The organism is Halorussus litoreus, assembly GCF_003382685.1.
Classification (GTDB): Archaea; Halobacteriota; Halobacteria; order Halobacteriales; family Haladaptataceae; genus Halorussus; species Halorussus litoreus.
The window spans coordinates 41765-65158 of record NZ_KZ859504.1 but is presented as its reverse complement, the minus strand read 5'-3'; the positions used below and the strand labels follow the sequence as shown (position 1 = coordinate 65158).

At 66.6% G+C, this 23394-nt stretch carries 19 protein-coding genes, 1 tRNA gene and 1 other RNA gene; 13 read left to right on the top strand and 8 right to left on the bottom strand.

From position 1 onward, the window contains the following. Positions 1-28: 28 nt before the first annotated feature. The 3 genes from azf to DPQ64_RS01010 all read left to right on the top strand — a co-directional run bounded on the left by azf (position 29) and on the right by DPQ64_RS01010 (position 2737). The gene (gene azf / locus DPQ64_RS01020; RefSeq protein ID WP_115862500.1) at positions 29-799 is read left to right on the top strand and encodes an NAD-dependent glucose-6-phosphate dehydrogenase Azf; all 771 of its coding nucleotides are present in this window, start codon (positions 29-31) and stop codon (positions 797-799) included. A 113-nt stretch (positions 800-912) separates the two neighbouring features. Then, the gene (locus DPQ64_RS01015; protein ID WP_115862499.1) at positions 913-1233 is read left to right on the top strand and encodes a hypothetical protein; all 321 of its coding nucleotides are present in this window, start codon (positions 913-915) and stop codon (positions 1231-1233) included. Between the two features lie 160 nt (positions 1234-1393). Beyond that, positions 1394-2737 carry a PQQ-dependent sugar dehydrogenase gene (locus tag DPQ64_RS01010; protein ID WP_115862498.1) on the top strand — a complete coding sequence of 448 codons (1344 nt, stop codon included), beginning with the start codon at positions 1394-1396 and terminating at the stop codon, positions 2735-2737. Positions 2738-2786: 49 nt separating this feature from the next. On the opposite strand, the gene DPQ64_RS01005 is transcribed toward DPQ64_RS01010, so the two are convergent. Both DPQ64_RS01005 and DPQ64_RS01000 read right to left on the bottom strand, forming a co-directional pair. After that, complete coding sequence (locus DPQ64_RS01005) at positions 2787-3404, bottom strand: DUF309 domain-containing protein (protein ID WP_115862497.1); 618 nt, start codon at positions 3402-3404, stop codon at positions 2787-2789. A 433-nt stretch (positions 3405-3837) separates the two neighbouring features. Further along, positions 3838-4620 (bottom strand): lipoate--protein ligase family protein, encoded by a 783-nt coding sequence (locus DPQ64_RS01000; RefSeq protein ID WP_115862496.1) that lies wholly within the window; start codon positions 4618-4620, stop codon positions 3838-3840. Here DPQ64_RS01000 and DPQ64_RS00995 point away from each other — a divergent pair. Beyond that, complete coding sequence (locus tag DPQ64_RS00995) at positions 4619-5578, top strand: hypothetical protein (protein ID WP_394338824.1); 960 nt, start codon at positions 4619-4621, stop codon at positions 5576-5578. The genes DPQ64_RS01000 and DPQ64_RS00995 overlap by 2 nt on opposite strands. A gap of 70 nt (positions 5579-5648) precedes the next feature. On the opposite strand, the gene DPQ64_RS00990 is transcribed toward DPQ64_RS00995, so the two are convergent. Continuing rightward, the gene (locus DPQ64_RS00990) at positions 5649-6227 is read right to left on the bottom strand and encodes a cysteine hydrolase family protein (RefSeq protein ID WP_115862494.1); all 579 of its coding nucleotides are present in this window, start codon (positions 6225-6227) and stop codon (positions 5649-5651) included. A 192-nt stretch (positions 6228-6419) separates the two neighbouring features. On the opposite strand from DPQ64_RS00990, the gene DPQ64_RS00985 reads away from it, so the two are divergent. After that, entirely contained in the window at positions 6420-7958 is a 1539-nt protein-coding gene (locus DPQ64_RS00985) for an Hvo_1808 family surface protein (protein WP_115862493.1), read from the top strand. Positions 7959-8050: 92 nt separating this feature from the next. Continuing rightward, a complete protein-coding gene (locus DPQ64_RS00980) occupies positions 8051-9199 on the top strand; it encodes a nicotinate phosphoribosyltransferase (protein WP_115862492.1) in 1149 nt (382 codons plus the stop codon). 187 nt (positions 9200-9386) lie between these two features. Here DPQ64_RS00980 and DPQ64_RS00975 read toward each other — a convergent pair whose 3' ends face one another. Next, the gene (locus DPQ64_RS00975) at positions 9387-9989 is read right to left on the bottom strand and encodes a TIGR00296 family protein (RefSeq protein WP_115862491.1); all 603 of its coding nucleotides are present in this window, start codon (positions 9987-9989) and stop codon (positions 9387-9389) included. Between the two features lie 302 nt (positions 9990-10291). Here DPQ64_RS00975 and rnpB point away from each other — a divergent pair. Next, positions 10292-10693: RNase P RNA component (rnpB, locus tag DPQ64_RS00970), an RNA gene on the top strand. Positions 10694-11119: 426 nt separating this feature from the next. Continuing rightward, a complete protein-coding gene (locus DPQ64_RS00965) occupies positions 11120-13696 on the top strand; it encodes a heavy metal translocating P-type ATPase (protein ID WP_115862490.1) in 2577 nt (858 codons plus the stop codon). Between the two features lie 268 nt (positions 13697-13964). Here DPQ64_RS00965 and DPQ64_RS00960 read toward each other — a convergent pair whose 3' ends face one another. Together DPQ64_RS00960 and DPQ64_RS00955 are read right to left on the bottom strand one after the other, a co-directional pair. Continuing rightward, positions 13965-15029 (bottom strand): histone deacetylase family protein, encoded by a 1065-nt coding sequence (locus tag DPQ64_RS00960; RefSeq protein WP_115862489.1) that lies wholly within the window; start codon positions 15027-15029, stop codon positions 13965-13967. Beyond that, entirely contained in the window at positions 15026-15457 is a 432-nt protein-coding gene (locus DPQ64_RS00955; protein WP_115862488.1) for a histone, read from the bottom strand. The genes DPQ64_RS00960 and DPQ64_RS00955 overlap by 4 nt, the downstream gene beginning before the upstream one ends. Positions 15458-15632: 175 nt before the next feature. Here DPQ64_RS00955 and DPQ64_RS00950 point away from each other — a divergent pair, with 175 nt between their 5' ends. Both DPQ64_RS00950 and DPQ64_RS00945 read left to right on the top strand, forming a co-directional pair. Continuing rightward, the gene (locus DPQ64_RS00950) at positions 15633-16160 is read left to right on the top strand and encodes a DUF7342 family protein (protein ID WP_115862487.1); all 528 of its coding nucleotides are present in this window, start codon (positions 15633-15635) and stop codon (positions 16158-16160) included. A gap of 5 nt (positions 16161-16165) precedes the next feature. Further along, a complete protein-coding gene (locus DPQ64_RS00945; protein WP_115862486.1) occupies positions 16166-16642 on the top strand; it encodes a hypothetical protein in 477 nt (158 codons plus the stop codon). A 23-nt stretch (positions 16643-16665) separates the two neighbouring features. Here DPQ64_RS00945 and DPQ64_RS00940 read toward each other — a convergent pair whose 3' ends face one another. Further along, positions 16666-18162: a single-stranded DNA binding protein gene (locus DPQ64_RS00940; protein ID WP_115862485.1), complete on the bottom strand. Its 1497-nt coding sequence runs from the start codon at positions 18160-18162 to the stop codon at positions 16666-16668. Positions 18163-18440: 278 nt separating this feature from the next. Between DPQ64_RS00940 and DPQ64_RS00935 the strand changes: the two genes are divergently transcribed. Next, a complete protein-coding gene (locus DPQ64_RS00935) occupies positions 18441-19664 on the top strand; it encodes an MFS transporter (RefSeq protein ID WP_198661962.1) in 1224 nt (407 codons plus the stop codon). Positions 19665-19796: 132 nt separating this feature from the next. On the opposite strand, the gene DPQ64_RS00930 is transcribed toward DPQ64_RS00935, so the two are convergent. After that, on the bottom strand, positions 19797-20351 hold the full coding sequence (locus DPQ64_RS00930; RefSeq protein WP_115862484.1) for a hypothetical protein: 555 nt from the start codon (positions 20349-20351) through the stop codon (positions 19797-19799). A gap of 129 nt (positions 20352-20480) precedes the next feature. Between DPQ64_RS00930 and DPQ64_RS00925 the strand changes: the two genes are divergently transcribed. Further along, positions 20481-20553, top strand: a tRNA-Arg gene (locus tag DPQ64_RS00925). A 284-nt stretch (positions 20554-20837) separates the two neighbouring features. Further along, positions 20838-23333, top strand: coding sequence for an ABC transporter ATP-binding protein (locus DPQ64_RS00920; protein ID WP_115862483.1), 2496 nt, complete (start codon positions 20838-20840; stop codon positions 23331-23333). The last annotated feature ends 61 nt before the right edge of the window (positions 23334-23394 follow it).

Below are 23394 nucleotides of genomic sequence, written 5' to 3'. Positions count from 1 at the left end.
TATCGCCGCGCTCCCTCACTCGACCTGAATGGACGACCCCGTCCTGCTCACGGGCGCGGAGGGCCGCGTCGGACAGGCCATCCTCTCGGAGCTGTCGGGGGAGTACGACTGGCGACTCCTCGACAGGGACCCGCCGACCCGCGACACGCGCCACGAGTTCGTTGTCGCCGACATCACCGACGAGGACGCGGTCCGCGAGGCGATGGCGGGCGTAAGCGCGGTGATCCACCTCGCGGGCGACCCGCGGCCCGAGGCCCCGTGGAACAGCGTTCTCGCGAACAACATCGACGGGACACGCAACGTCCTGCAGGCGGCCGTCGAGGAGGGCGTCGAAAGAGTAGCGTTCGCCTCCTCGAACCACGCGGTCGGCGCGTACGAGACCAGCGAGCGCAAACCCGACCTCTACCGGCCCCACGACGACTTCCTGCTCGACGGCGAGGAACTTCCGCGCCCGAGCAACCTCTACGGCGTGAGCAAGGCGACCGGCGAGGTGCTGGGGCGGTTCTACCACGACGAGCACGGCCTCAGCGTGGTCTGCGTCCGCATCGGCAACCTCACGAAAGGCCATCCGCCGAAGGACTACGAGCGCGGGCAGGCGATGTGGCTCTCCCACCGGGACTGCGCACACCTGTTCGACCGGTGCCTGCAGGCCGACTACGGGTTCGAGATCGTCTACGGCATCTCGGACAACGACCGGAGGTACTACTCCATCGAGCGCGCGAAGGAGGTGCTGGGCTACGACCCGCAGGACAACTCGGCAGAGTTCGTCGAAGACGAGAAGGTCGCGTCGGAAGGTTAAGATCGGCACAAGCTGCTTTCGACTTCGATTCTCCGACCCGCAACGCGGCTGGTTCCCGAAAAGTTCCGTGCGTATGCTAAACGTTATCCCTCACCGCCGAGACCACTTTGGTCATGGTGAGTACGCAGCGTCGAGTCCAGTCGGTCGTGACTGACTTTCGTATTTGGGGGATAGCTGGCCTGCTATGGGGTTGGCCCGCTGTTGGAGCGCTTCTCCAGACGACGGTTATCACGGAGCTCGCCACGCCGCTTTCCTACCTGTATCTGCTCGTTCTGAACGCGTTCGTCCACCAGTATCCCGGGTTCTACGTGTTCTGGGTCGGGCTTGCGCTCTTTTGTTTTGGTATTGCTGCCATTCTCGTCGGTCTATTCGACTGGATCCGCCTCCGTCTCGTTTCGGACGAACGAGAACAGGATTCTCGGCTACCCGACTGATTATCACGACTGTCCCTCAGTACATCGCGCCTTTCCATCAGTAACCCTAAACGTTTGGTGACAATGTTACTACTACATTCGGGAAACGAACCTTTCCCCTAGATAGTCTACACAAAACGCCCCATTCTTTTTTATAACTTGTCTTATATAGGCGTCATTGATGGAACGACGACGATTTCTCGCGGCAGTTGGGGCCACCGGATTAGCAGGCTATGCGATGCGAAGACCAACTGCGACGGAGCTGAGTTCGTTCCAGGAAGGACCTTCAATCGGGTTAGAACCAGTCGTAGAGGGGTTCCACGAACCACTCGCGTTTCAGACCGCGCGTGACGACCAACTCAAATACGTCGCCGACAAGCACGGACGCGTTTTCGTCCGCGACGGCGACGGTCTCCGAGAGGAACCGTTTCTCGACGTGTCCGATCGACTCGTCGAATTCTCCTCGTGGGAGCAGGGCCTCCTCGGGTTCGAGTTGCATCCCGACTTCGAGCGCAACGGCAAGTGTTACGTGCGGTATAGCGCACCGCCCGACGACAGCATTCCGGAGGCGTTCAACCACAGGTTCGTCCTGTCGGAGTTCCGCGCCGGGGCGGACCATCGCCGTGTAAACCCCGACTCCGAGCGCGTTCTCCTCGAAATCCCCGAACCGGGGGGAAACCACAACTCGGGAGCTATCGCGTTCGGACCGGACGGGTATCTCTATATCGGGGTCGGGGACGGCCAATCCGGGAAAGGTGACCGCGGCACCGGGCACGCCACGGACTGGTACTGGCTCAATGAGGGCGGAAACGGTCAAGACGTGACCGAGAACCTCCGCGGGAGTATCCTTCGAGTTGACGTGGACAACCGGGCAGACGGCAAGGAATACGCCGTTCCGGACGATAATCCATTCGTCGGAGAGGAAGGACTCGACGAACAGTACGCGTGGGGGTTCCGGAACCCGTATCGAATGTCGTTCTCCCGGGGCGACCTCTACGTTGGCGACGTCGGTGAAGGCCACGTCGAAGAGGTGAACAAGGTCGTGAAGGGAGGGAACTACGGGTGGAACGTGAAGGAGGGCCATCGCTGTCACAACAATCGGCTCTGGATGGCGGCACTAGCGAAGACGCCGTGGTTCGAGAAGACGTATCCGATATGCCCGGACGAGACTCCCGACGGCGACCCGTTGCGGGATCCCGTCGTCGCGTATCCGCACTACCGGGAGGGAGAACGAGTCGGGAACGCGGTTGTCGGCGGGTACCTGTACGAGAATGAGACGATTCCAGCACTCCGGAACAAATACGTGTTCGCCGACCTATCAGGGCGTGGTTCCGGGCTGTTCGTGGCAACACCGACCGAGGACGGGTTGTGGCCGATGGCAAGCGTCGACGTGACGACGGGGCTGGATATGGAAAACCGGTTCGTCCTTTCGCTCGGACGCGATGGGGCAGGTGAACTCTACGTCCTCACGACCCAGTTTACGGAGGGATCAGGTGCGGTACACCGGGTAGTTCCGTCGAAATAGGAGTTCCCGAACTACTCCTCAGGCAAATCGTGTCAGCGAAACTTGCCCACTAATCGAACAAGCCCTCCACGTCCTCCTCCTCGTGGTCGCGCTTCCCCGCAGCGCCTTCCAGTCGCTGGAAGATGATCCCGCGATTCGCCGCGTCGCGCGCGAAGTCCATCACGAAGGTGACGAACTGGCTGGTCGCCGCCCCGCGTTCGAGGTCCGCGCGGGCGTACTCGACCGCGCGCTCGACCACCCCTTCGTCGTAGCCGTACTCCTCGGCCAGCACCGCGGCCGCGATTGCGGCGGCATCGAACTGCAGGTCCTCGGCCATTACGACCACGCCCTCGTAGGTCAGCGTCGGCAGCGCGACGCGCTCGACGTGTTCGGGGTCGGCCGCGACCGCGCGGAGATACTCCCGAGCGTCGCCGACGTTCACCCCGCGGTAGTCGGCCGGCAGGTCGGCGAGGTAGCCCGCGCCGCTGTCGGCGAGCCCGCGGACGCCCGCCCAGTTGGCGTCGTGGGTGTGGTGGACCGCCGCGGTGAACTGGATGAGACCGTGGAGGAATCGCTCGTCGTCAGTCCCCGATTCGAGGTCGAGCCAGTGGTCCTCCCACGCGTCGTGGGCCGCGTGGTACTCCCCGGCGTTGTAGATGGCGATTCCGGCGCGGAGGTAATCGTGCATCGGTCGATTTACGTTCGGTCGTGGGAGGTGAATGGTTTTCGGATGGAATGACTGGAAGTCGAGACCGAACGACGTTTGCTGTGGACTCTGTCGGTGACTGGGAGAATCACGACTTCGTTTTCGAAAGCCCCCGCCCGCTCGCTGTCGCTCCGGCGGATATTCTCGCGCCTCGCTTCGCTCGGCGCTCCGAATAGAGCCGCCAGAGACGACTACAGTAAACGCCGGAAGACAACCCGCGACTTCCGAGGTCACACTCGCTTCGCTCGCGTGACCGCGACCGGGCGGCCCCTTTCAGTCCCACCCGATGGGACGTGTCACCGAGCGCTCTCTGGTGGATGCTTTACCGGGGGTTCCTCGGCGGATGGCACACCAAGTGCTTCCAGTGGAACGGTCCACCGGCCGAAACAGGTCGGACGGGTATCCAGCGCGAATCCTACGTTTCCCAGTCGGTCACGCTCGGTGGGGCATCAGCGTCGGTTTCGTCGGCAGAATCGGATTCGTCCACGGCATCGAACCCGTCGACAGCGCCGTCGGCGAGGGCCGAGACGTCCACCACCTCGACGTCCTGGTCGCCGACCAGCAGCTCCTCGATGGTCCGGGCGACGGCGTCGGGGTCGTCGGTCCCGCCCGCGTCGGCGACGCTTCCCACCGAATCCGGGTCGAACGGCAGGTCGAGCGCAGCGTAGACGGGGTCGAGCACGCCCGCGATTTCGGCGTGGCCGCGGACGACCACGACGCCCGAGACGAGCGCCGCGCCCTTCCGGACGCGCTGGGCGACCCCGACCAGCTTGCCGCCGCGCCGGAGCGAGTAGTCGCCGGGGCAGAAGCTCGCCTCGGGTTCGCCGCGGCGCGCGGGCACGCCCAGCCGCCAGAGCGCGCGCTGGACCGCCTGCGTGACCTCGTCGTAGCGCTCGTCCATCCCTTCCCGCATGTCGTCGAGCGGGACTACCTTCGCGAACGCGACGGTGTCGCCGGTGTAGGCCACCGCTCGCCCGCCGACCGAGCGTTCGACCGGCTCGAACCCACAGGCCCGGGCTACCTTCGCCGCCACCTCGTAGTCGTCCGCGCGGGCGTCGCGCCGACCGAACGCGAGCTGTCGGTGGGGTCGCCACGCCCGGACCGAGGCCTCGCCGTCGTCGGCCGCCCGGTCCAGCATCGCGGCGACGACCTCGCGGTCGGCGTCCCGGGTCGCCGCCCGGCCGCGGAGTACGCGCATGGTGAGACGGTCGCATCCGGAGTACCTAAATCCTCGCGTCTCGGACGGCCGGACGATGGTCACCGTCGGCCCGGCCGCGCTGGCGCGGTTCCCGCGCTTCTCGCTGTACAACTCGCCGTACGCCGCCCACGACGCGGGGTGCGCGATAGATCTGTACCCGCACCGGGGGGACTGGCGCGAGGCAGGTGACGGAGACGAGGCGAACGACAGCGACGAGAATCGCGAAACCGCCGCCCCGAGCCCAGTCGCCGGCGAGGTCGTCGCGACCCGGACCGTCGAGGCCCCGCCGAAGCCCTACGCCGCGGCACACGACCACCTCGTCGTGGTTGACACCGGCGACCACCTCGCGCGAGTCCTCCACGTCGACCCCGCGGTCGAGCCGGGCGACGAGGTGGCTCTCGGCGACTCGCTCGGCGAGATGGTTCGCTCGGGCTTCTTCGCGCCGTGGGTCGACAACCACCTGCATCTGGGGTTCCGCGAGCGCGACGCGAACCCCTACCGAGCCTCGGGGTCGCTCCCGGTCGAGGTCGCTCCAAGCGCGGGAATAGCCGGAGTTCCGTGGGACGGGACGGGGACCGTCCTCGTGCGCGGCGACACCTACGTCGTCCTCGACGCACCGGATCATCCCGCACCCGGCGAGCGCTTCGCCGGAATCGCACCGGACCCGAGCGGAACCGAAGACGATGGCGTCCTCGACGGCGGCCTTCCCCACTACGACGGCGGTGGTGTTCTCGGCGACGGTAGTCCGGAGACCGTCTCGTTGGCGGGTCAGGGCGTCGGGACGGCGGCGGGCCGAACGGTCGCGTGGGACGACCTGACCGTGCTGGCGAACGGGACGCCCATCACGGGCATCTCGTTGTTCCTCGCGCGCGAGGCGCTGGGGGTGAAGTTGGTCTGTCCGGACGTGGATTTCGAGGTCGGAGAGGCGGTCGAGGTTCGTTTCGAGACAGACAGGTAGCTCCGGTACCTCGTCAGCAACGTGCCAGCCGGACGTGAACCCCCTGAAAACTGTTACAGGTCGAACTCGACTATTCCGTCTGGAACGAGATCTCCTCGGTCGTCGTCACCTCGCCGAACAGCCAGTCCGAGTGCTCGACCGCGTACTCCTTGTGCTCCTCTTCGATGTAGCCAATCGCGTCCTCGACCAGCACCGGGCGGTAGTCCCGGAGTCCTGCGCTCCCCGCGGTGTGGAGCACGCAGACGTTCGCCAGCGTCCCGCAGATGAGCAGGTCGTCGATCTTGTGACTGTCGAGGTACCCCTCCAAGTCCGTCTGATAGAACGCGTCGTAGGTGTGTTTCTCCACGATGTGGTCGTCTTCGCGCACGTCGAGGTCGTCGTGGAGTCGCGCGTCCCACGAGCCCTCGACGACGTGCTCGCCCCAGCGGGCGAACTCGTCGTAGTAGTGGTTGCCCTCGAACTGCTCGTTCGGGTGGACGTCGCGGGTGTACACGACCGACGCGCCGGCCTCGCGCGCACGGGAAACCACGTCGGTTACGTCCGCGATGGCGTCCTCGCTGGCGGGCGCGTAGAGGCTGCCGTCCGGGTGGCAGAAGCCGTTTTGCATGTCCACGACTACGACTGCCGTCGCTTCGGGGTCGACGTTCATGTGCGAGGGTAGTGCGTACTGGTCGAAAATACTTTCCGACGATGGTTGGGGTTCGGCGACTCCGCTGACGACGGACGGGAGGTGAACCGACCGCGGCGAGTCGAGTCCCGCCGACCCCGACTCGCGACCGCATTTTTCATCGGCCCATCAAGAGATTTTTGACGGAGTAGCCCAACGTGATTGGCACAGAGGATGCGCACCAGCATCGCAATCGCAGTCGTGCTGATGCTCGTCGTCGCGGGTTGTTCGCAGGCCCCCGGCGGTGGGACCACGACGGCAGACACGACGGACGTGACGACCGGTGTCGACTCGGAGCCGGGAACGACCGACTCCGACGCCGGAACGGAATCGACGACCAGCGACGACGCCGAGGAAGTCGTCAAGCCCGACGACCCCGGGACCGACGTACTCGGGTGGGAGGCGGGCATCTGGTACAACGAGACCATCGACGTGAACCCCGAGAACGGGCTGAACGACACGGAGATGAACCGGACCGTCGCTCGCGCGATGGCCCGCGTCGAGCAGATCCGCGAGTTGGAGTTCGAAGAACAGGTGCCCGTCGAGATCGTGACGCGCGACGAGTTCCGCGAGGAGCAGCGCGGCGGCTCGACGCCGAACGACCGGCGGCTGTTCGACAACGCGAAGTACGAAGCGCTGTTCATGATCGGCGAGTCCACCGACTCCATCGCGGTCCAGAACGCCAACTCCGGCACGTCGGTCGGCGGCTACTACAGCCCGAGCGAGGAGCGCATCGTCGTGGTCTCCGAGAACACGTCGACGCCCCAGCTCGACGAGATCACGCTCTCCCAGGAGCTGTTCCACGCGCTTCAGGACCAGAAGTTCGACTTCGGCTCGTTCAACCAGTCCACGCGCGAGCTCCACAACGCCAAGGACGGCCTCATCGAGGGTGACGGCAACTACGTCGACTACCTCTACTCCCAGCGGTGTCAGGACGAGTGGAACGGCGACTGCCTGACCCCCACGTCGGAGTCGGGGTCGAGCGGCCAGCTCGCCAACTTCGGTCCGTACCTCCTGAAGTTCCAGCCGTACAGCGACGGCCCGGCGTTCGTGCGGTCGATCCAGCGACGGGGCGGCTGGGAGGCCGTCAACGACCTCTACGAGGACCCGCCCGCCAGCACGGAGCAGGTCATCCACCCGAACAAGTACGGCGAGGACCAGCCCGCCGAGTTCAACGTGGAGGACCGTTCGAGCGCGGACTGGGACCGCCTGCGGCTCGACGCCCGGCCGAGCTACGGGAGCGTCGGCGAGGCGGGCATCGTCTCGATGCTGTTCTACCCCTACTACCCGAGCCAGGGCCAGACCCAGATCGTCTCGGCCCAGCAGTTCTTCAATCTGAAGGAGGGGAGCAACCAGATCCAGCAGTTCGACCCGATGAACTACAACAGTAGCTACTCGAACGGCTGGGACGGCGACAAGCTCGCAGTGTACACCAGCGAGTCCGCCGCCGAGAACGAGACCGGCTACGTCTGGAAGTCCGTCTGGGACTCCGAAGCAGACGCGCAGGAGTTCGTCGACGGCTACCAGCAGCTGCTCGACTACCACGACGCCGAGTCGGTCGACGGCCACGCGGACACGTGGCGCGTGCCCGACGACAGCGAGTTCGGCGACGCGTTCTACGTCGGCCAGCAGGGCGACACCGTGGTCGTGGTGAACGCGCCCAGCGTCGACCAGCTGTCGGAGGTCCGCGAGGGCGCGGCACCCGAACAGTAGCGGCGGAAACGGGGAGGAAACGAGCGACAAACGCGGGGTTTTTTCGCTTCGCCCGAGGTACGTCCGGACATGACTCTCCCGAGGCGGTACGTATGAGCGACCGGTTCGACGTAGTGTCGGAGTCGGCCGTCCGCGACGGGACCGCGACCGACGCCTACTTCCTGCGGACCGAGGAGACGCTGGAGGCCGCCGGCCGGAACCCGCGAGTCGTCGCGGAGGTGACCCAAGATCAGTTCCCGACCGGCGAGTTCGACCTGCTCGCGGGCGTGAAAGACGCCGCCCGCTTGCTCGAAGGACTGCCAGTCGACGTTGACGCGATGCGCGAGGGGCAACTGTTCGACGGCGGGCCCGTGATGCGAATCGAAGGCGACTACCTCGACTTCGCGCGGTACGAGACCTCGCTGCTGGGCTTTCTCTCCCACCAGAGCGGTATCGCCACCGCTGCGCTCGAAACCCGACGGGCCGCCCCGGACTCCTCGGTCCTGAGCTTCGGCGCGCGTCACGTCCACCCCGCCATCGCGCCAGTCGTCGAGCGCGGCGCGCTGATCGGCGGTCTCGACGGCTTCTCGCACGTCGCGGCGGGCGAGGTGCTCGGCCGGGAAGCCAGCGGGACGATGCCCCACGCGCTGGTCATCGCGTTCGGCGACCAGGAGGCCGCGTGGACCGCGTTCGACGACGCGGTCGCGCCCGAGGTGCCCCGCATCGCCATCGCCGACACGTACGCCGACGAGAAGGACGAGTCCATCCGCGCCGCCGAGGCGCTCGGCGACGCGCTCGACGGAGTGCGACTCGATACCACGAGTTCGCGCCGCGGGGACTTCTGCCACATCGTCCGCGAGGTCCGGTGGGAACTCGACGCGCGGGGCTACGACGACGTGGAGATCTTCGTCAGCGGCGGACTCGGCCCGGAGGAACTTCGGACTCTCCGGGACGTGGCGGACGGCTTCGGCGTCGGCGGCCACGTCAGCAACGCCGACCCGCTCGACTTCGCGCTCGACATCGTGGAACGCGACGGCGAGGCGGTCTCGAAGCGCGGGAAGCTCTCGGGCGTCAAGCAGGCGTTCCGAACCCCCGACGGCGGCCACCACGTGGGCCTCGCCGACCGCGCGGACCCCGAGGGCGAACCCCTGCTCGAACCGCTCGTCCGCGACGGCGAGATCGTCCGAGAGTTCGAAGTGGACGAGGCCGCCGAGCGCGCGCTGGCGGACGCCGACGCCGTGGGGTTCCGCGAGGAGGAATAGGTCGGCTTTGCGCTCTGCTGGACCGGGTTTTCCAAGCTCGTCCCGACCAGCCGGTCGCTTCGGCAAGCGAATCAACCGATTCCCTGGCGGACTGAACGGGCGAGCGCGTGAGGGCTTTCGAGGCCTCTCACGTTACGATAGTCTCACCGGACATTGCACTGCCAGCACCCTCCAAAAAGGACCTAACTTATCTCTCTTCGACCGTGCCTTCGGGCTCGCGCTCGGTGAACACCTGGCCGTCGAACAGCGTGACGTGAACGTCGTCGTCCTCCCACGCGCCGCGCGGAAGGCCCGCCTTCCGGCAGGTCCGGTCGAGATACTCGAAGACGCTCCAGTCGTTCTCCTCGGGCACCGTGGGGTACATCCACGCCTGCTTGCCCCGACCCTCGACGGCGACCCCGTGGGTGCCGAGTTCGACGTCTTCGACCGGGTCCTCCGAGAGGCGCGTGTCCTGGACCACGCACACCGAGATCTGCAGGTTCGGAAGTTCGGCCTCCTCCACCTCGGAACCACACGAGTCGTCGCTGGCGGCGCTGATGGCCGAGTCGACGATGAGATGGCCGAGCTGGTCGCTTCCCTCGTACGCGCCGTCGCAGCCTCGAAGGCGGCAGCGCCCTCGCGTGGACGCGAGCCGAACGAACACCCCCGTGCGTGCGTAGAACGCTTCGCGCATGCTGCCGGGCTGCTCGCGCTGGCCGTTGATGACGTAGGATTCGACGGACTCGCGTGCGAGTTCGACCGCCCGCGTACCATCCTCGTAGGAGAGAGTTACTGCCTGAGCCTGTGCCATACGTAATTCTCTATGGCAGGAAGTACCTTCAAGTCTTCCCTTCAATACTAAAGACGGAAACGTTCCGATACCGTTCAGATGGGAACGATTAGCACGACGTCACGCCGTGCCTGAAGTCGGTAATCGGTGACTAACTCGGGAATAGCTGGTCGAATCCCGGCAACGACCGTCCCGACACCGGTAATGGTGCATTTCCCCAGGATCGAACCCCGATCTCACCGAACGCCTTAAAGCCGGCCAGCACCTACCTTCGAACGGCAGAGGGAGCCGAGTTCCCGCGGGAGCGCGCGGCGCACGCCGCGCGCACACGGTGTCGGTGGCCCCGGCATCCACGTGAGGAAAGTCCCCCCACCGTCCGGGCGGGCGACCGGGCGCAAGCCCGGAGCGGGAGACCGCTGGCTCTGGAACAGAAACGAGACCCCTCTCCCCGACCGATGAGATATGCGAACCCCGACCGAGCGAAGGCACGTGCCGAGTGAAGGAACGGGGAGTTAATCAATCGAGGGCGTGCGGCGGCCCTGCCGCCTCACTAAACGTGCTGGCGTTGCCAGCACGCAGACGGGAGAGAATGGATGGAACGGCGAACCCTCGCCGGTGCAAGTCCGCGTCACGCGATGCTTCGCATCGCCAAGGTAGCTCGGACGACGACGCGGACGCTCAGCCGAATACTCGGCCGAACAGAAGGGGGCTTACTCCCCTCAGCCGCTTTCGTACGACGAGCGGTGCAGCTGTCAACGTTTCCCCGACTCGACCTCGCCCGGCCTCATCCCACGACCACGATGAGGAGTAGGATGGCGGCGAGCAGTTCCGCCGCGAGGACGGTGACGGCCGCCCCGATCTTCAGCGCGTTCGTGCCCGTTCCCCTGAAGGCGCTCATCTCGTTCCCTACTTGCGAGCGACTCACAATAAGTCGGACACACTGTTGCCGACCGTTTGCGATTACGGCCGATACCCAACGCAATGAACTCCCGTGAACGGTTTCAGCGCCAGAGAAATCCCTCGTTGGACCGAGAGGAACGTTCCGTTGCCCATTATTAACAACTACTACCGTAATCGTTGTTAAGAACTCCTAATTTCGACCGGGTTCGTGACAGTAGGGTTAATATCGCTTCGGCGGCTACGTCCATCCAATGAGTTCCGATGAGCGCGAACGCACGGTCCGGTTCTCGGTCCCCGAGATGGACTGTCCGTCCTGCGCCGGGAAGGTGACCGGCAGCGTCGAGCGCCTCGACGGCGTGCGCGACACCGACCCGGTACCGACGACCGGCACGCTGGTGGTCACCTACGACGCGGCGGCGACCGACTCGGCGGCAGTCCGCGAACGCGTCGAGGCGGCCGGATACGGGGTCGAAGGCGACGGATCCATCGCGAGCGACGACAGCGAAACCGCCGGAGAGCTTCGGCTCTCGGTGCCGGAGATGGACTGCGCCTCCTGCGCAGGCAAGGTCGAGAACGCCCTCGACGGCCTGCCGGGAGTCGAAGGAATCGACACTCGACCGACGACGGGCGAGGTGCTCGTGACCGGCGACGCCGACCCCGCCGAGGTTCGCTCGGCGGTTCAGGGTGCGGGCTACGAGGTCGTCGGCTCCTCGGGCGACGACGAAGGCACAAGCGACACCGGCGCGAGCGGTGGCGGTCCGAGCGTAGCCGACAAGAGCGAGGTCTGGACGAGCCCGCGCGGCATCAAGACGTGGGTCGGAGCCGCGTTCCTCGTCGCGGGCCTCGCCGTCGAGTTCTTCCTCACGAGCGCCGACGCGCTCCTGTTCTCGGCACTCGGCCGCGAGTTCCACGTCTCCGCCGTCCTGCTCCTGTTCGCTGCCGGGGTCGCGGGGCAGGCCATCCTCCGGAACGGCTACTACTCCGCGAAGACGCTGAGCCTCGACATCGACCTGCTGATGGGGACCGGCGTGGTCGCCGCGGTCGCGGTCGGCCTCTACTTCGAGGCCGCCACGCTGGCGGTCCTGTTCAGCGTTGCCGAGCTACTGGAGCAGTTCTCGATGGATCGGGCCCGCGACTCGATGCGCGAGCTGATGGACCTCTCGCCCGACACCGCGACGGTCCGGCGATCTGACGACGATGGAGAGACGACCGAGGAGACCGTCCCTGTCGAGGAGGTCGCGGTCGGCGAGACGGTCGTCGTCCGGCCGGGCGAGAAGATACCCGTCGACGGCGACGTGCTAGAGGGTTCGAGCGCGGTGAATCAGGCCCCTATCACGGGCGAGAGCGTCCCGGTGGACAAGTCGCCCGGCGACGAGGTGTTCGCCGGCACCATCAACGAGGAAGGGTATCTCGAAGTCGAGGCGACCGCCGAGGCCAACGAGACCACGCTGTCGCAAGTTGTCGAACTCGTCGGCGACGCCCAGCGCGACCGCACCGACCGCGAGCAGTTCGTCGACCGGTTCGCGAGCTACTACACGCCGATCATCGTCGTCGGGGCGCTCCTGACCGCGTTCGTCCCGCCGCTGCTCGGCGAGCCGTTCCGGGTGTGGTTCGTCCGCGGGCTGACGCTCCTCGTCGTCGCCTGCCCGTGCGCGTTCGTCATCTCGACGCCCGTCTCGGTCGTCTCCGGCGTGACCAGCGCGGCGCGAAACGGCGTGCTCGTGAAGGGCGGCCCGCACCTCGAATCCATGGGGACGGTCGAGGCGGTCGCGTTCGACAAGACCGGGACGCTCACCGCGGGCGAACTCGCCGTGACCGACGTGGTCGCGCTCGGGGACAACGACGAGTCGGACGTGCTGCGGTGTGCCCACGACCTCGAACGCCGGAGCGAGCACCCCATCGCGGAGGCCATCGTGGACGAGGGTCACCGGCGCGGGGACCCCCATGACGAATCGGGCGAGGACCGTCCCGTCGAGAATTTCGAGAGCCTGACGGGCAAGGGCGTGCGCGCGGACCTCGGCGGCGTGACCCACTACGCCGGCAAGCCCGCGCTGTTCGCGGAGTTGGGCTTCGACCTCGAACACGTTCACCTGCACACCGACGGCGGGGAGTCGATGACGGACGGCGGCCAGATCGTCTCCGAGGCGACCGAGAGCCGGTGCGCGGACCGCGAGGACTGCCTCGACCTGCTCGCCGACGTGGTGCCGCGATTCCAGCGCGAGGGCAAGACGGTCGTCCTCGTCGGCACGGACGAGGAACTGGAGGGCGTGCTCGCCATCGCCGACGAGGTGCGCCCGGCCGCCCGCGAGACGGTGGCTCGCCTCCAGTCGTTCGGCGTCGAGTGCGTCATGCTGACCGGCGACAACGAGGGCACCGCCCGCGCCGTGGCCGAGGAAGTCGGCGTCGACGAGTTCCGCGCGGAGTTGCTCCCCGCGGAGAAGGTCGACGCCGTCGAGGAGTTGGTCGACCGCCACGGCTCGGCCGCGATGGTCGGCGACGGCGTGAACGACGCGCCCGCGCTCGCCGCCGCGACGGTCGGCGTGGCGATGGGCGCGGCCGGGACCGACACCGCCATCGAGACCGCCGACATCGCGCTGCTGGGCGACGACCTCCGGAAGGTGCCGTACCTGTACCGGCTCTCCCGGAAGGCCAACGCGGTCATCCGGCAGAACATCTGGGCCAGCCTCGCGGTGAAGGCCGTGCTGGCGGTCGGTGCCCCCCTCGGGCTGGTGTCGGTCGCGGTGGCGATTCTGGTCGGCGACATGGGGATGAGCCTCGGCGTGACCGGGAACGCGATGCGGCTGGCGCGGGTGGAGCCCGACGAATAGGTCGTTCGTCGTTTTTCAGCTCAACGGTCGCCAAATTGTTGACATACGCCGGCGAAGTTGGCGTGGCATTTCCGAAAGCCCTCGGTCGCTTCGCTCGCGGTTTCACTGCTCGCGTCGCCGCGGCGTGAAGCGCCGCGCTCTCGCTTCCTCGCCTTTCATCTGCCGAGGAACCGCACTGCGCCCCGTACCTCCCTGCCGCGCTCGCGCAGGACTGCGCGAGCGCGGCGCATCCCGTGGTCGGTGGCACTTCACGGAACCGAAAGCAGCCTCACCCGTCGAACACTGAATGCGACGTCCGGATCTCGCCGATCAACTCCCGCACGTCCTCGTTGGAGTCCTCGTCGGGAGTCAACGGCTGCTTCCCGTCGAAGGTCTCGTGGACCTCGGCCACGCTGTCGGCCAGCGTGTCGAGACCGTAGCCGCCTTCGAGTACGAATCCGAGGGCGGCCCCGAGCTCCTCGGCCAGCTCGCGGACGCGCGCGGCCAACATCCCGTACCCCTCGGTCGAGACCCGCATCCGGGAGATGGGGTCGTGACGGTGGGCGTCGAACCCCGCGCTCACCAGCAGAAGGTCGGGGTCGAAGGCCTCGAACGCGGGCGCGATCAAGTCGTCCATCACGTCGCGGTACTCCGGATCGCCCGCGCCGGCGGGCAGCGGGACGTTGAGGGTTGCGCCCGCGCCAGACCCCTCGCCGGACTCGCCGATCTCGCCCGTGCCGGGGTAGAGGCCCTGCTCGTGGACCGAGGCGTAGAACACGTCGCCCGCGTCGTAGAAGATGTCCTGCGTGCCGTTGCCGTGGTGGACGTCCCAGTCGAAGATGGCGACGCGGTCGGCGTCGCCGCCGTGATCGTCACTGCCGCGGTCGTCACCGCCACGGTCGTCTTCCCCACCACCGTCGATGGCGTACCGGGCCGCGACCGCGGCGTTGTTGAAGAAGCAAAACCCCATCGCGTCGTCCGCGACCGCGTGGTGGCCCGGCGGCCGCCCGAGTGAGAAGGGTGTGTCGCGGCCTTCGTCACCGTCGAGCGCGGCGTCGGCGGCCCAGCAGGCGAGTCCCGCCGAGCGAAGCGCGGCGTCCCACGTGGCCTCGACCGCCACGGTGTCGGGGTCCCAGTTGCCGCCGCCCGAGTCGCAGAACTCGCTGAACTCCGCGACGTAGTCGGGGTCGTGGACCGCCTCGACGAGTTCCCGGTCGGCGGGGTCGCTCTCGACGTACTCGACGCCGTGCTTGCGGGCGAGTCGCTCCCGGATGGCCCGGAGCCGGTCGGGGTTCTCGGGGTGGCGCTCGCCCGTGTCGTGGGCGAGACACTCCTCGCTGTAGCCGAAGTTCATCCGAACAGTTCGAAGTAGGTGTCGATGTCCTCGGCCTTAACGGTTCGCCGGTCGGCGTGGCGCGCGAGGACCGCCGCGGCCCGGGCCACGTTGTCGGCGTAGTCCTCGAGGATGTCCGCCAGCGCGATGCGGGCGTCCATCGCCACCCGGTAGCTGTCGTCGATGCGGAGCCGGGCGATACGGTCGACCGGCGCGACCGGGAGTTCGAGCGACTCCTTGTCGACCACCTGCTCGACGCCGAAGTCCCCGCTCATCAGGGTCTTGCGGCCGTCGGCGGTCGCCTCCTCGGCGGCGTCGATGGCGAGGTCGGCTCCGTGGTCCTGGATTCGGCGGGCCAGTTCCTCGGCCGCGCCCGCGCTGACTCGGAGGTTGCCCGCGTTCCGTCTGATGATGGTGTCGACCGGTGCGAACGGCAACTCGACGCTCATACCCAATGCCGGGTATCTCGCGCCCTTAGTTCTTTCCGTAGCGCGTTTCCTCGTTACTGCGTCGTTTTCGGCACGGTAGCGGTCGGACTCGTTCGCGAAGCGGAACGCTCGCGACCGCAATCAGCAAATATGGTGGTCCAAAGAGTAATATATTTGGTCGCACTACATCCGAACCATGTCCGAACTCCCGCCCGACGGCGAGGACGTGAACGAACACGTCGTAGACGAGTGGGTCGAAGCGACGACGCCGTTCGAGCGCGTCCGGACGGTGATGAAGCGGACCTACGAGGCGGAGTCGGCCCCGACTATCGCCGAACGGGCACGAACGACTCCGACAACTGCGCGAACCCACCTCCAACAGCTCGCGGACAGCGGATTCGTCGACGAGGTACCGGCGAGCGGCGGGACCACCGTTTACGAGCGGTCGAACGAATCGCTCGTGTTGGAACAGGCCCACGACATCCTCGACGCGACCAGCACGGAGCGACTGGTCGACCGAATCGGGGAGATGCGTGAGGAGATCCGGGCGTATCGGAACGAACTCGACGCCGATTCGCCCGAGGACGCCGCAATCCGTGACTGCGACGTCGACAGTGAGACGCTTCGGGAGTGGCAGACCACCCGCCGAAATCTCGACATCGCCAAAGCCGCGCTCGCGCTCAGCCAAGCCGAAGAGACTGTCCAACGGACGAAGGCGGTGTAGTTTCGGTGTCGTCGCGTAACTCCGCGAGCGAATCCCACGCACTCCGCAGGCCGACCGACCGAGGCGCGCTCCTCGACTTTCGAGAGGTGTTCACCGAGATGGAACCGCTGGCCGAGGGCGAACTCGACGACTTCTTCGAACCGTCCAAACTTCACGTCTACCTGAGCGACGGCGTAGGGGCGGCCGAAAGTGCGCGACTCGACGTTATCTGGACGACGCTCCACGATTACAACATCCACTACACAGACGGACTGGACCGGAATCTCCGCTGGGACGTACATCCCCACGACTATCCGGTTCCGGGCGACGACGGACACTTTCATCCCCAACCGGACGCCTCAACCGACCCGGAGGCAGTCGAGTGCTCGTGTATCGCGGTCACCGAGATTCCGCTCGTTGCCCGCGCCGCGCACACGCTCTGGCGACGAGTCTACGAACAGGGGTCGTTCGACGGCGTCAACGACGCAGTAGATCCACCGTAGTCGTCGGGGCGACTGCCCCAACTTCAGAACACGTCCTCGGCGTCGAGGGTCCCGTCGCTGAGCTCCCCCCGCGCGGTGACCTTCTGACCGAGGGTCACGTCGGCCGCCGACTCGACGCTCACCGTCTCCTCGCCGTCGTCTAAGATTATCGGGTCGCCCGCCTGGACGACGGTCCCCGTGAACTCGACGAATTCGCCACCGGTCGCGGCGTCGTCGGCAGTCGCTCCGTCGGCGCTCGCAGTATCGGTTCCAGCGGCTTCGGCTCCGCCGGCTTCAGTGCCGTCGCTCGCGCCCTCGTCACCGAACGAGTCGAGACCGGCCGATTGGCTGCCGGACGAGGAGTCGTCGGTGCTGCCCGCGCTCGCGTCTGCTCTTCCACCGCCGTCCCCGCCGCCGACACTTGCGTCGGCTTCGCCGAGGACGGTCACGGTGGACTGCCAGCCGGCCGACCCCTCGATGTCGTCCTGCCAGCCGTCCTGGATCTCGAGGTCGGCGAGCTGGATCTCGTCGCCGGGCGCGATGTCCGCGTCGGCTTTCTCGCTCCAGAGCGCGACCCGGATGTCGCCGGTCTCGTCCTGCACGCGGACGTTCCGGACCTGCCCCTCCGAGCCGTCGTCGCGGTCGAAGGTGCGCTTGGGGTCGGCCGAGCGCACGACGCCCGCGATGTCGACTTCGTCGCCGATCTCGAGGTCGGCGATGTCGGCGGTCTCGGGCACGTACTCGACCTCCTCGTCGATCTCCTCTATCGCGCCGCGGTTGCCGACGTGGAGTTCGAGGTCGCCGTCGCGCTCGCGGACGTAGCCGTCCACGACCTCGACCGAGACGCCGGGGTCGAGTTCCTCCGCGGCCGCGGTGCGCTCGTCCCAGAGCGTGACCCGGATTCGTCCCGTCGAGTCGCCGAGCTTGAGGTTGGCGACCTTGCCCTCGGAGCCGTCGTCGCGGTCGAAGGTGCGGACGTCGTCGGTGTCGAGCACCTTCCCGCGGAGATTCACGTCCGAGAGGCCCAGCGAGAGGTCCTCGACGCGGTAGGTGTCCCGGACCTGCACGTCCACCTCGACCTCGTCGGCGGGCTCGGCGTCGTTGACGTTGACCTCGACGCCGTTGTACCCCTCCTTGGGTCGTCCCGCGACGCGGAGGGTGTCGCCGACGTCGAGCTCCTCGCTCCCGGCGTCGGCCTGCTTGTCCCAGAAGGTGATGCGGATCGACCCCGTCTCGTCGGCGACCTCGACGTTGAGCACGCGGCCGTCTTCGCGGTCCTCGTCGTCGCGCTCGAACGTCCGGAGGTCGCCGACGCCGACCACCTTGGCGACGAACTTCACCTCCTCCATCCCGGCCTCGATGTCCGCCACGCTGTCGACCTCGCCGCCCTCCTCGTCGAGTTCGTGGGCGATGAGCATCGCGGCGGTCTCCTCGTCCGCGAGGCCGCCCATCTGCTCGACCTTCTCCTCGACCGCCTCCCGGAACTCCTCGAGGGAGACGTCGGCGTCGAGGTCGGCGTGAACGTCCTCTATCGCGCCCATAATCGTATGGTATCGCAGGCGTGGCCCGCGCTTAAGTATTGTCCTATCCGCGAACGGCGGTTCGGCTCGGCGCTGGCGTGCGGTTTCCCCGGCGGGGCTGGCTCCCGATTTCGGTAGTGGTGTCGAGCGGTCACGCTCCGAACTGGTCCCGCCTTCGGATTTAAACTCTCGGGTGAGCTACCGCTCTCGTCGGTAGTTTACCCGAAGGCTCGTTATTACGATTTCTCGGGACCGGAGTAACAGAACATAGTTCAATCCCCCGTCGCCATCTTCGACTGATGACCGTTCTCTCGGCGTCTCGCTGGCACGGGTCGGCGCGTGGGCGCGTTCTGAAGTACTATCTCTACAAGTCCACCAAAGCCGTCGAGTTCTATCGGCCGATCATGTACCTCTTCTTTCTCGCGCAGGGCCTCGACTTCACCCAGATCGCGATCCTCGAAGCGATATACAACCTGACGACGCTGCTCGGTGAGATCCCGACCGGCTACGTCGGGGACCGCGTCGGTCGGCGAAACAGCCTCCTCGTCGGTACCGTGCTGATCTCCGTGACGCTGCTCGGAATCGGTCTCGCCGAGTCGTTTCTCTCGTTGGCCGCCCTCTACGTCTGTTGGTCCGCGGGGTACAATTTCAGATCGGGGAGCGAGGACGCGTGGCTCTACGACACGCTCACCGACGACCTCTCGGAAGACGAGTTCGCGCGCGTTCGCGGTCGCGGGGAGTCGGCATCGCTCGCGGCCGGGGCGGGCGCGGCCATCGTCGGCGGGTATCTCGGGAGTATCGACCTCTCGTACCCGTGGTTCGTCGCCGCGGCCGTCACGGGGCTGGGCGCGATCGTGCTCCTCACCCTGGGCGAGTCGGAGACGTACGAGAAGACGGATTCGGACGACCTGACCTTCCGGCGAACCGTCGACATCGTCACCGAAGCGCTGTCTCAACGGAACCTCCGGGCGTTCATCCTCTATTACTACGTCCTCTACGCTGCCGTGGCGTATCTCGTGTTCGTCTTCCTCCAGCCGATATTCCGGACCGTCGTCGTCGACGTCGGCGTCTCGCCCGCTCAGGTCGAATCGCTTCTCGGGTGGTTCTACGCGGCGTACAGTCTCGTCGGTGCGGTTCTCAGCTACTACACCGGCGCGATCAAGGAGTTGTTCGGTATGCGGACGTGGTTCCTGGTCCTTCCGTTCGCGGTCGGCGCGGCGCTGATGGGGATGTACTTCGTCCCCGTTCTCGCGCTTCCGACGTTCCTCGTCGCTCGGGGGCTCTCGGACGTCACGCGATCGTTCGCGGGGCAGTACGTCAACAATCGCGTCGAAACGCTCGGGCGGGCGACCGTGTTGAGTGCGATGGCGATGGTCAGCGGATTGGCGGTCGTTCCGTTCCAACTCGGGAGCGGCGTCATCTCGGACTCCGTCTCCCCACTGTTCGCATTAGCCATCGGCGGCGTAATCCTCGTCGTCGGATCGGGTGCCATCCTCCTGTGGGAGGTGCCGGTGAACGACTGATCACTCGTCAGCAACGATGAACTTCGACGGAGTCGGCAGATTACCGCGCTCCTCGACCGGCCGTGACCACTGCACTCCTCGATAGACCGCGACCACTGCACTCCTCGATAGACCGGTACGCTCCCCGCCTCGCTACGCCGGCTCGGCCGTCGTGACGGTCGTCGTCTCGCCCATCGCCTCGTGGACGACCTCGACGGTAGCCGGTAGCCCGCCCTCGAAGGCGGCGGTGATCTCGTAGTCGATCTCCGTGATGCACTCGGCGCACACCTCCGAGCCCCCCTCCTTGGTCGAGGCGACGGTCAGCGTCAGCGCACCGGACGCCTCGTCGTAGCTCGCGCCCGCGAGTTCCGCGATGTAGCAGGCGTTCGACCCCGCGATGGTGCCGGTAACTCCCACCTCGGCGTCGGCCTCGCGGAAGCTGACGCTCGCTTCGTTCGTCGGCTGGCCGCAGTCCGAGTCGACTATTTCGAGCGACGCGTCGGCCAGCGACGACTCTCCGCCCGACGAATCGGTCGTCTCGGAGGGCTCGGTCGTCCCGCCCGAGTCGCCCTCCGTGGTCGTGTCGGTCGGTTCGTCGGTCGTCTCCCCCACGTCTCCGGCGACGTCCCGGTACTCGCTGAGACAGCCACCGAGCGACGCGGTGCCGACCGCGGCACCGACGGCCGTGAGTAGCTCACGTCGGTCCATACCGGAACCACGACGCGCCCTTTCATATGCTTCATGGATGGAAAAATGATTGTTTGAGTTTGGGTCGCTATCGCACGCCGGTAGGCAGACCGTAACCCCTATTAGTGGAACCGGCCAAGGAAGAGTCGAGTCCTGGTAGGGTAGTGGACTATCCTCTTGGCTTGCGGAGCCAGGGACCGGAGTTCAAATCTCCGTCAGGACGTTCATTCCTTTCGACTGCTTCGCTTCGCTCAGCAGTCGGTGCGTCAGTCACGTCCTGACGTGCCCTCACTCGCTTCGCTCGTGAGGACTCCGTCAGGACGTTTCTGCGAAGCGCAACGACGACGAGCGAAGCGAGGAGTCCGCGCTGCGCAGAAACACCACAGCGGCGATTTGAGCAGACGAGTCGCAGCCTGGACGCCCAACGACCGTGCAGTGCTGGGAAGGCTTCCACCGGGGCAAAAGTGGGAAGGTTTTTGCCCGCGCGCGCAACATTTTCTGGTAATTGTGAGCGACTTACTGTCGATCTCGAATCTGCGAACGCAGTTCAACACCGAGCGCGGTGAGGTCGAGGCCGTCGACGACTTCGACCTCACGATCCGGGAAGGCGAGACCGTCGGGCTCGTGGGCGAGTCCGGGTCCGGCAAGAGCGTCAGCGCGCTTTCGCTGATGCAGTTGGTCGACGACCCCGGCGAGGTCGTCGACGGGGAGGCCCGGTTCTCCCACCCGCCGCTGGTCGAGGACTTCGCCGAGCGCCACGCAGAGGGCATCGGCGAGTACGTCTTCCCCGACGAGGGGTACGTCGACCTGCTGTCGACGCCCGAGGGACCGATGCGCGAGATCCGGGGCGGCGAGATGAGCATGATCTTCCAGGACCCGATGACCTCGCTCAACCCCGCGCTGACCGTGGGCGAGCAGGTCGCCGAGAGCCTGCGCCTCCACCAGTACGGCGGCCGCCGGAAGGACTCGTGGTGGAGCGCGGTCCGGGAGATCGCGCCGAGCCTCGGCGGCAAGGAGGTCTCCGAGGAGGTGCTGCGCGACACGATCGACATGCTGGAGCAGGTCGGCATCCCCGAACCCACCGAGCGCGTCGACGAGTACCCCCACGAGTTCTCCGGCGGGATGCGCCAGCGCGTGCTCATCGCCATCGCACTGGCGTGCCAGCCCAAACTGCTCGTCGCCGACGAGCCGACCACCGCGCTCGACGTGACGATTCAGGCCCAGATCCTCGACCTCATCAACGACCTGCAGGACGACCTCGGCATGTCGGTCCTGTTCATCACCCACGACCTCGGCGTGGTAGCCGAGACCTGCGACCGGGTCGCGGTGATGTACGCCGGTGACATCGTCGAGGTCGGGCCGGTCGACGAGATCTTCCACAACCCGAGCCACCCCTACACGTACACGCTGCTGGAGTCGATCCCGGACGAGACCAAAGATCGACTTACCCCCATCGAGGGGAGCGTTCCCGACCTCATCGACATGCCCGAGGGGTGTCACTTCGCGCCGCGGTGTCCGTGGGCCCAGCCGGAGTGTACCGAGGGCGAGATTCCGAACCTCCAGCACGGCCCCGCGGAGGTCGACCACCGCGCGAAGTGCGTCCTCGAAGACTTCGACCAGAGCCAGTACGGTGAGGACCGCGAGGGCATCACCACCAGCGACCACGAGATCGGCGACCGGTTGCTCGAAGTCCAGGGGATGAAAAAGCACTTCTCGCGGGCCGACGGGATGCTCGACGAGTGGCTCGCCGGCGACATCGAGAGCGTGAAGGCGGTCGACGGCGTGAGCTTCGACATCTACGAGGGCGAGACGGTCGGCCTCGTCGGCGAGTCCGGTTGCGGGAAGTCCACCGCTGGCCGGACCCTGCTCCACCTCGAGGAGCCGACCGACGGCACCATCGTGTTCCAGGGGACGGACCTCTCTGAGCTCGACCGCGAGGAGTTGCGGGAGAAGCGCAAGGACATGCAGATGATCTTCCAGGACCCCCTCTCTAGCCTCGACCCGCGGATGACGGTGGGCCAGATCATCGCCGAGCCCCTCAAGATTCACGACCTGCCCGAGGAACCCCCAGAGGGCGACACGTCGAAGAAACAACAGCGACGCGAGCGCGTCCTCGAACTCATGGACGCCGTCGGGCTGGAGAAGGGCCAGTACGACCGCTACCCACACGAGATCTCCGGCGGGCAGCGCCAGCGCGTGGGCGTCGCGCGCGCACTCGCGGTCGACCCCGACTTTATCGTCGCCGACGAGCCGGTGTCGGCGCTCGACGTGTCGGTGCAGGCCCAGATCCTCAACCTGCTCGAAGACCTCCAGGAGGAGTTCGGACTGACGTACCTGTTCATCGCTCACGACCTGAGCGTGGTCCGGCACATCTCCGACCGCGTCGCGGTGATGTACCTCGGCGAGATCGTCGAGGTCGCGGAGACCGACGAACTGTTCGCCGACCCCAAGCATCCGTACACGCAGGCGCTCCTCTCGGCGATCCCCGAGCCCGATCCCCGGGTGGACACCGACGACCGGGTCATCCTCGAAGGCGACGTGCCCTCGCCCATCGACCCGCCGTCGGGCTGTAACTTCCGGACGCGGTGTCCGAAGATCATCCCACCGGAAGATCTCGACGTCGAACAGGACGCCTACCGGCAGGTGATGAACTACCGCGAGCGCGTGGAGGACCGCCGCATCGACCTCGACTCGGCGTGGGAGGAGGCCGCCGGAAGTGGCCGGGCCGAAGCGGAGGCCGCTGCTGCCGCGGACGGAGGCAGGCCGGAGGCCTCCGCCGAGGCGTTCCAGGCCGTCCTCTGGGACCGGCTGTTCGACCCGGAGCCGACGGGCCGCCCGCGCGAGATCGTGGCCGAGTCGTTCGACAACCTCGCGGACGGCGACTGGGAGGCGGCCGAGTCGCTGCTCGGCGAGCACTTCGAGAGCGTCTGCGAGCGCAAGAACCCGGTCCTGCAGGACGACGCCCATCCCGCGGCGTGTCACCTCTACGATCAGCCTGAGTGACGATTTAACGCGGACAGCGTGGTAGAGCGATTCCGGGTCGGTACGTGACCCGGGCGGATGC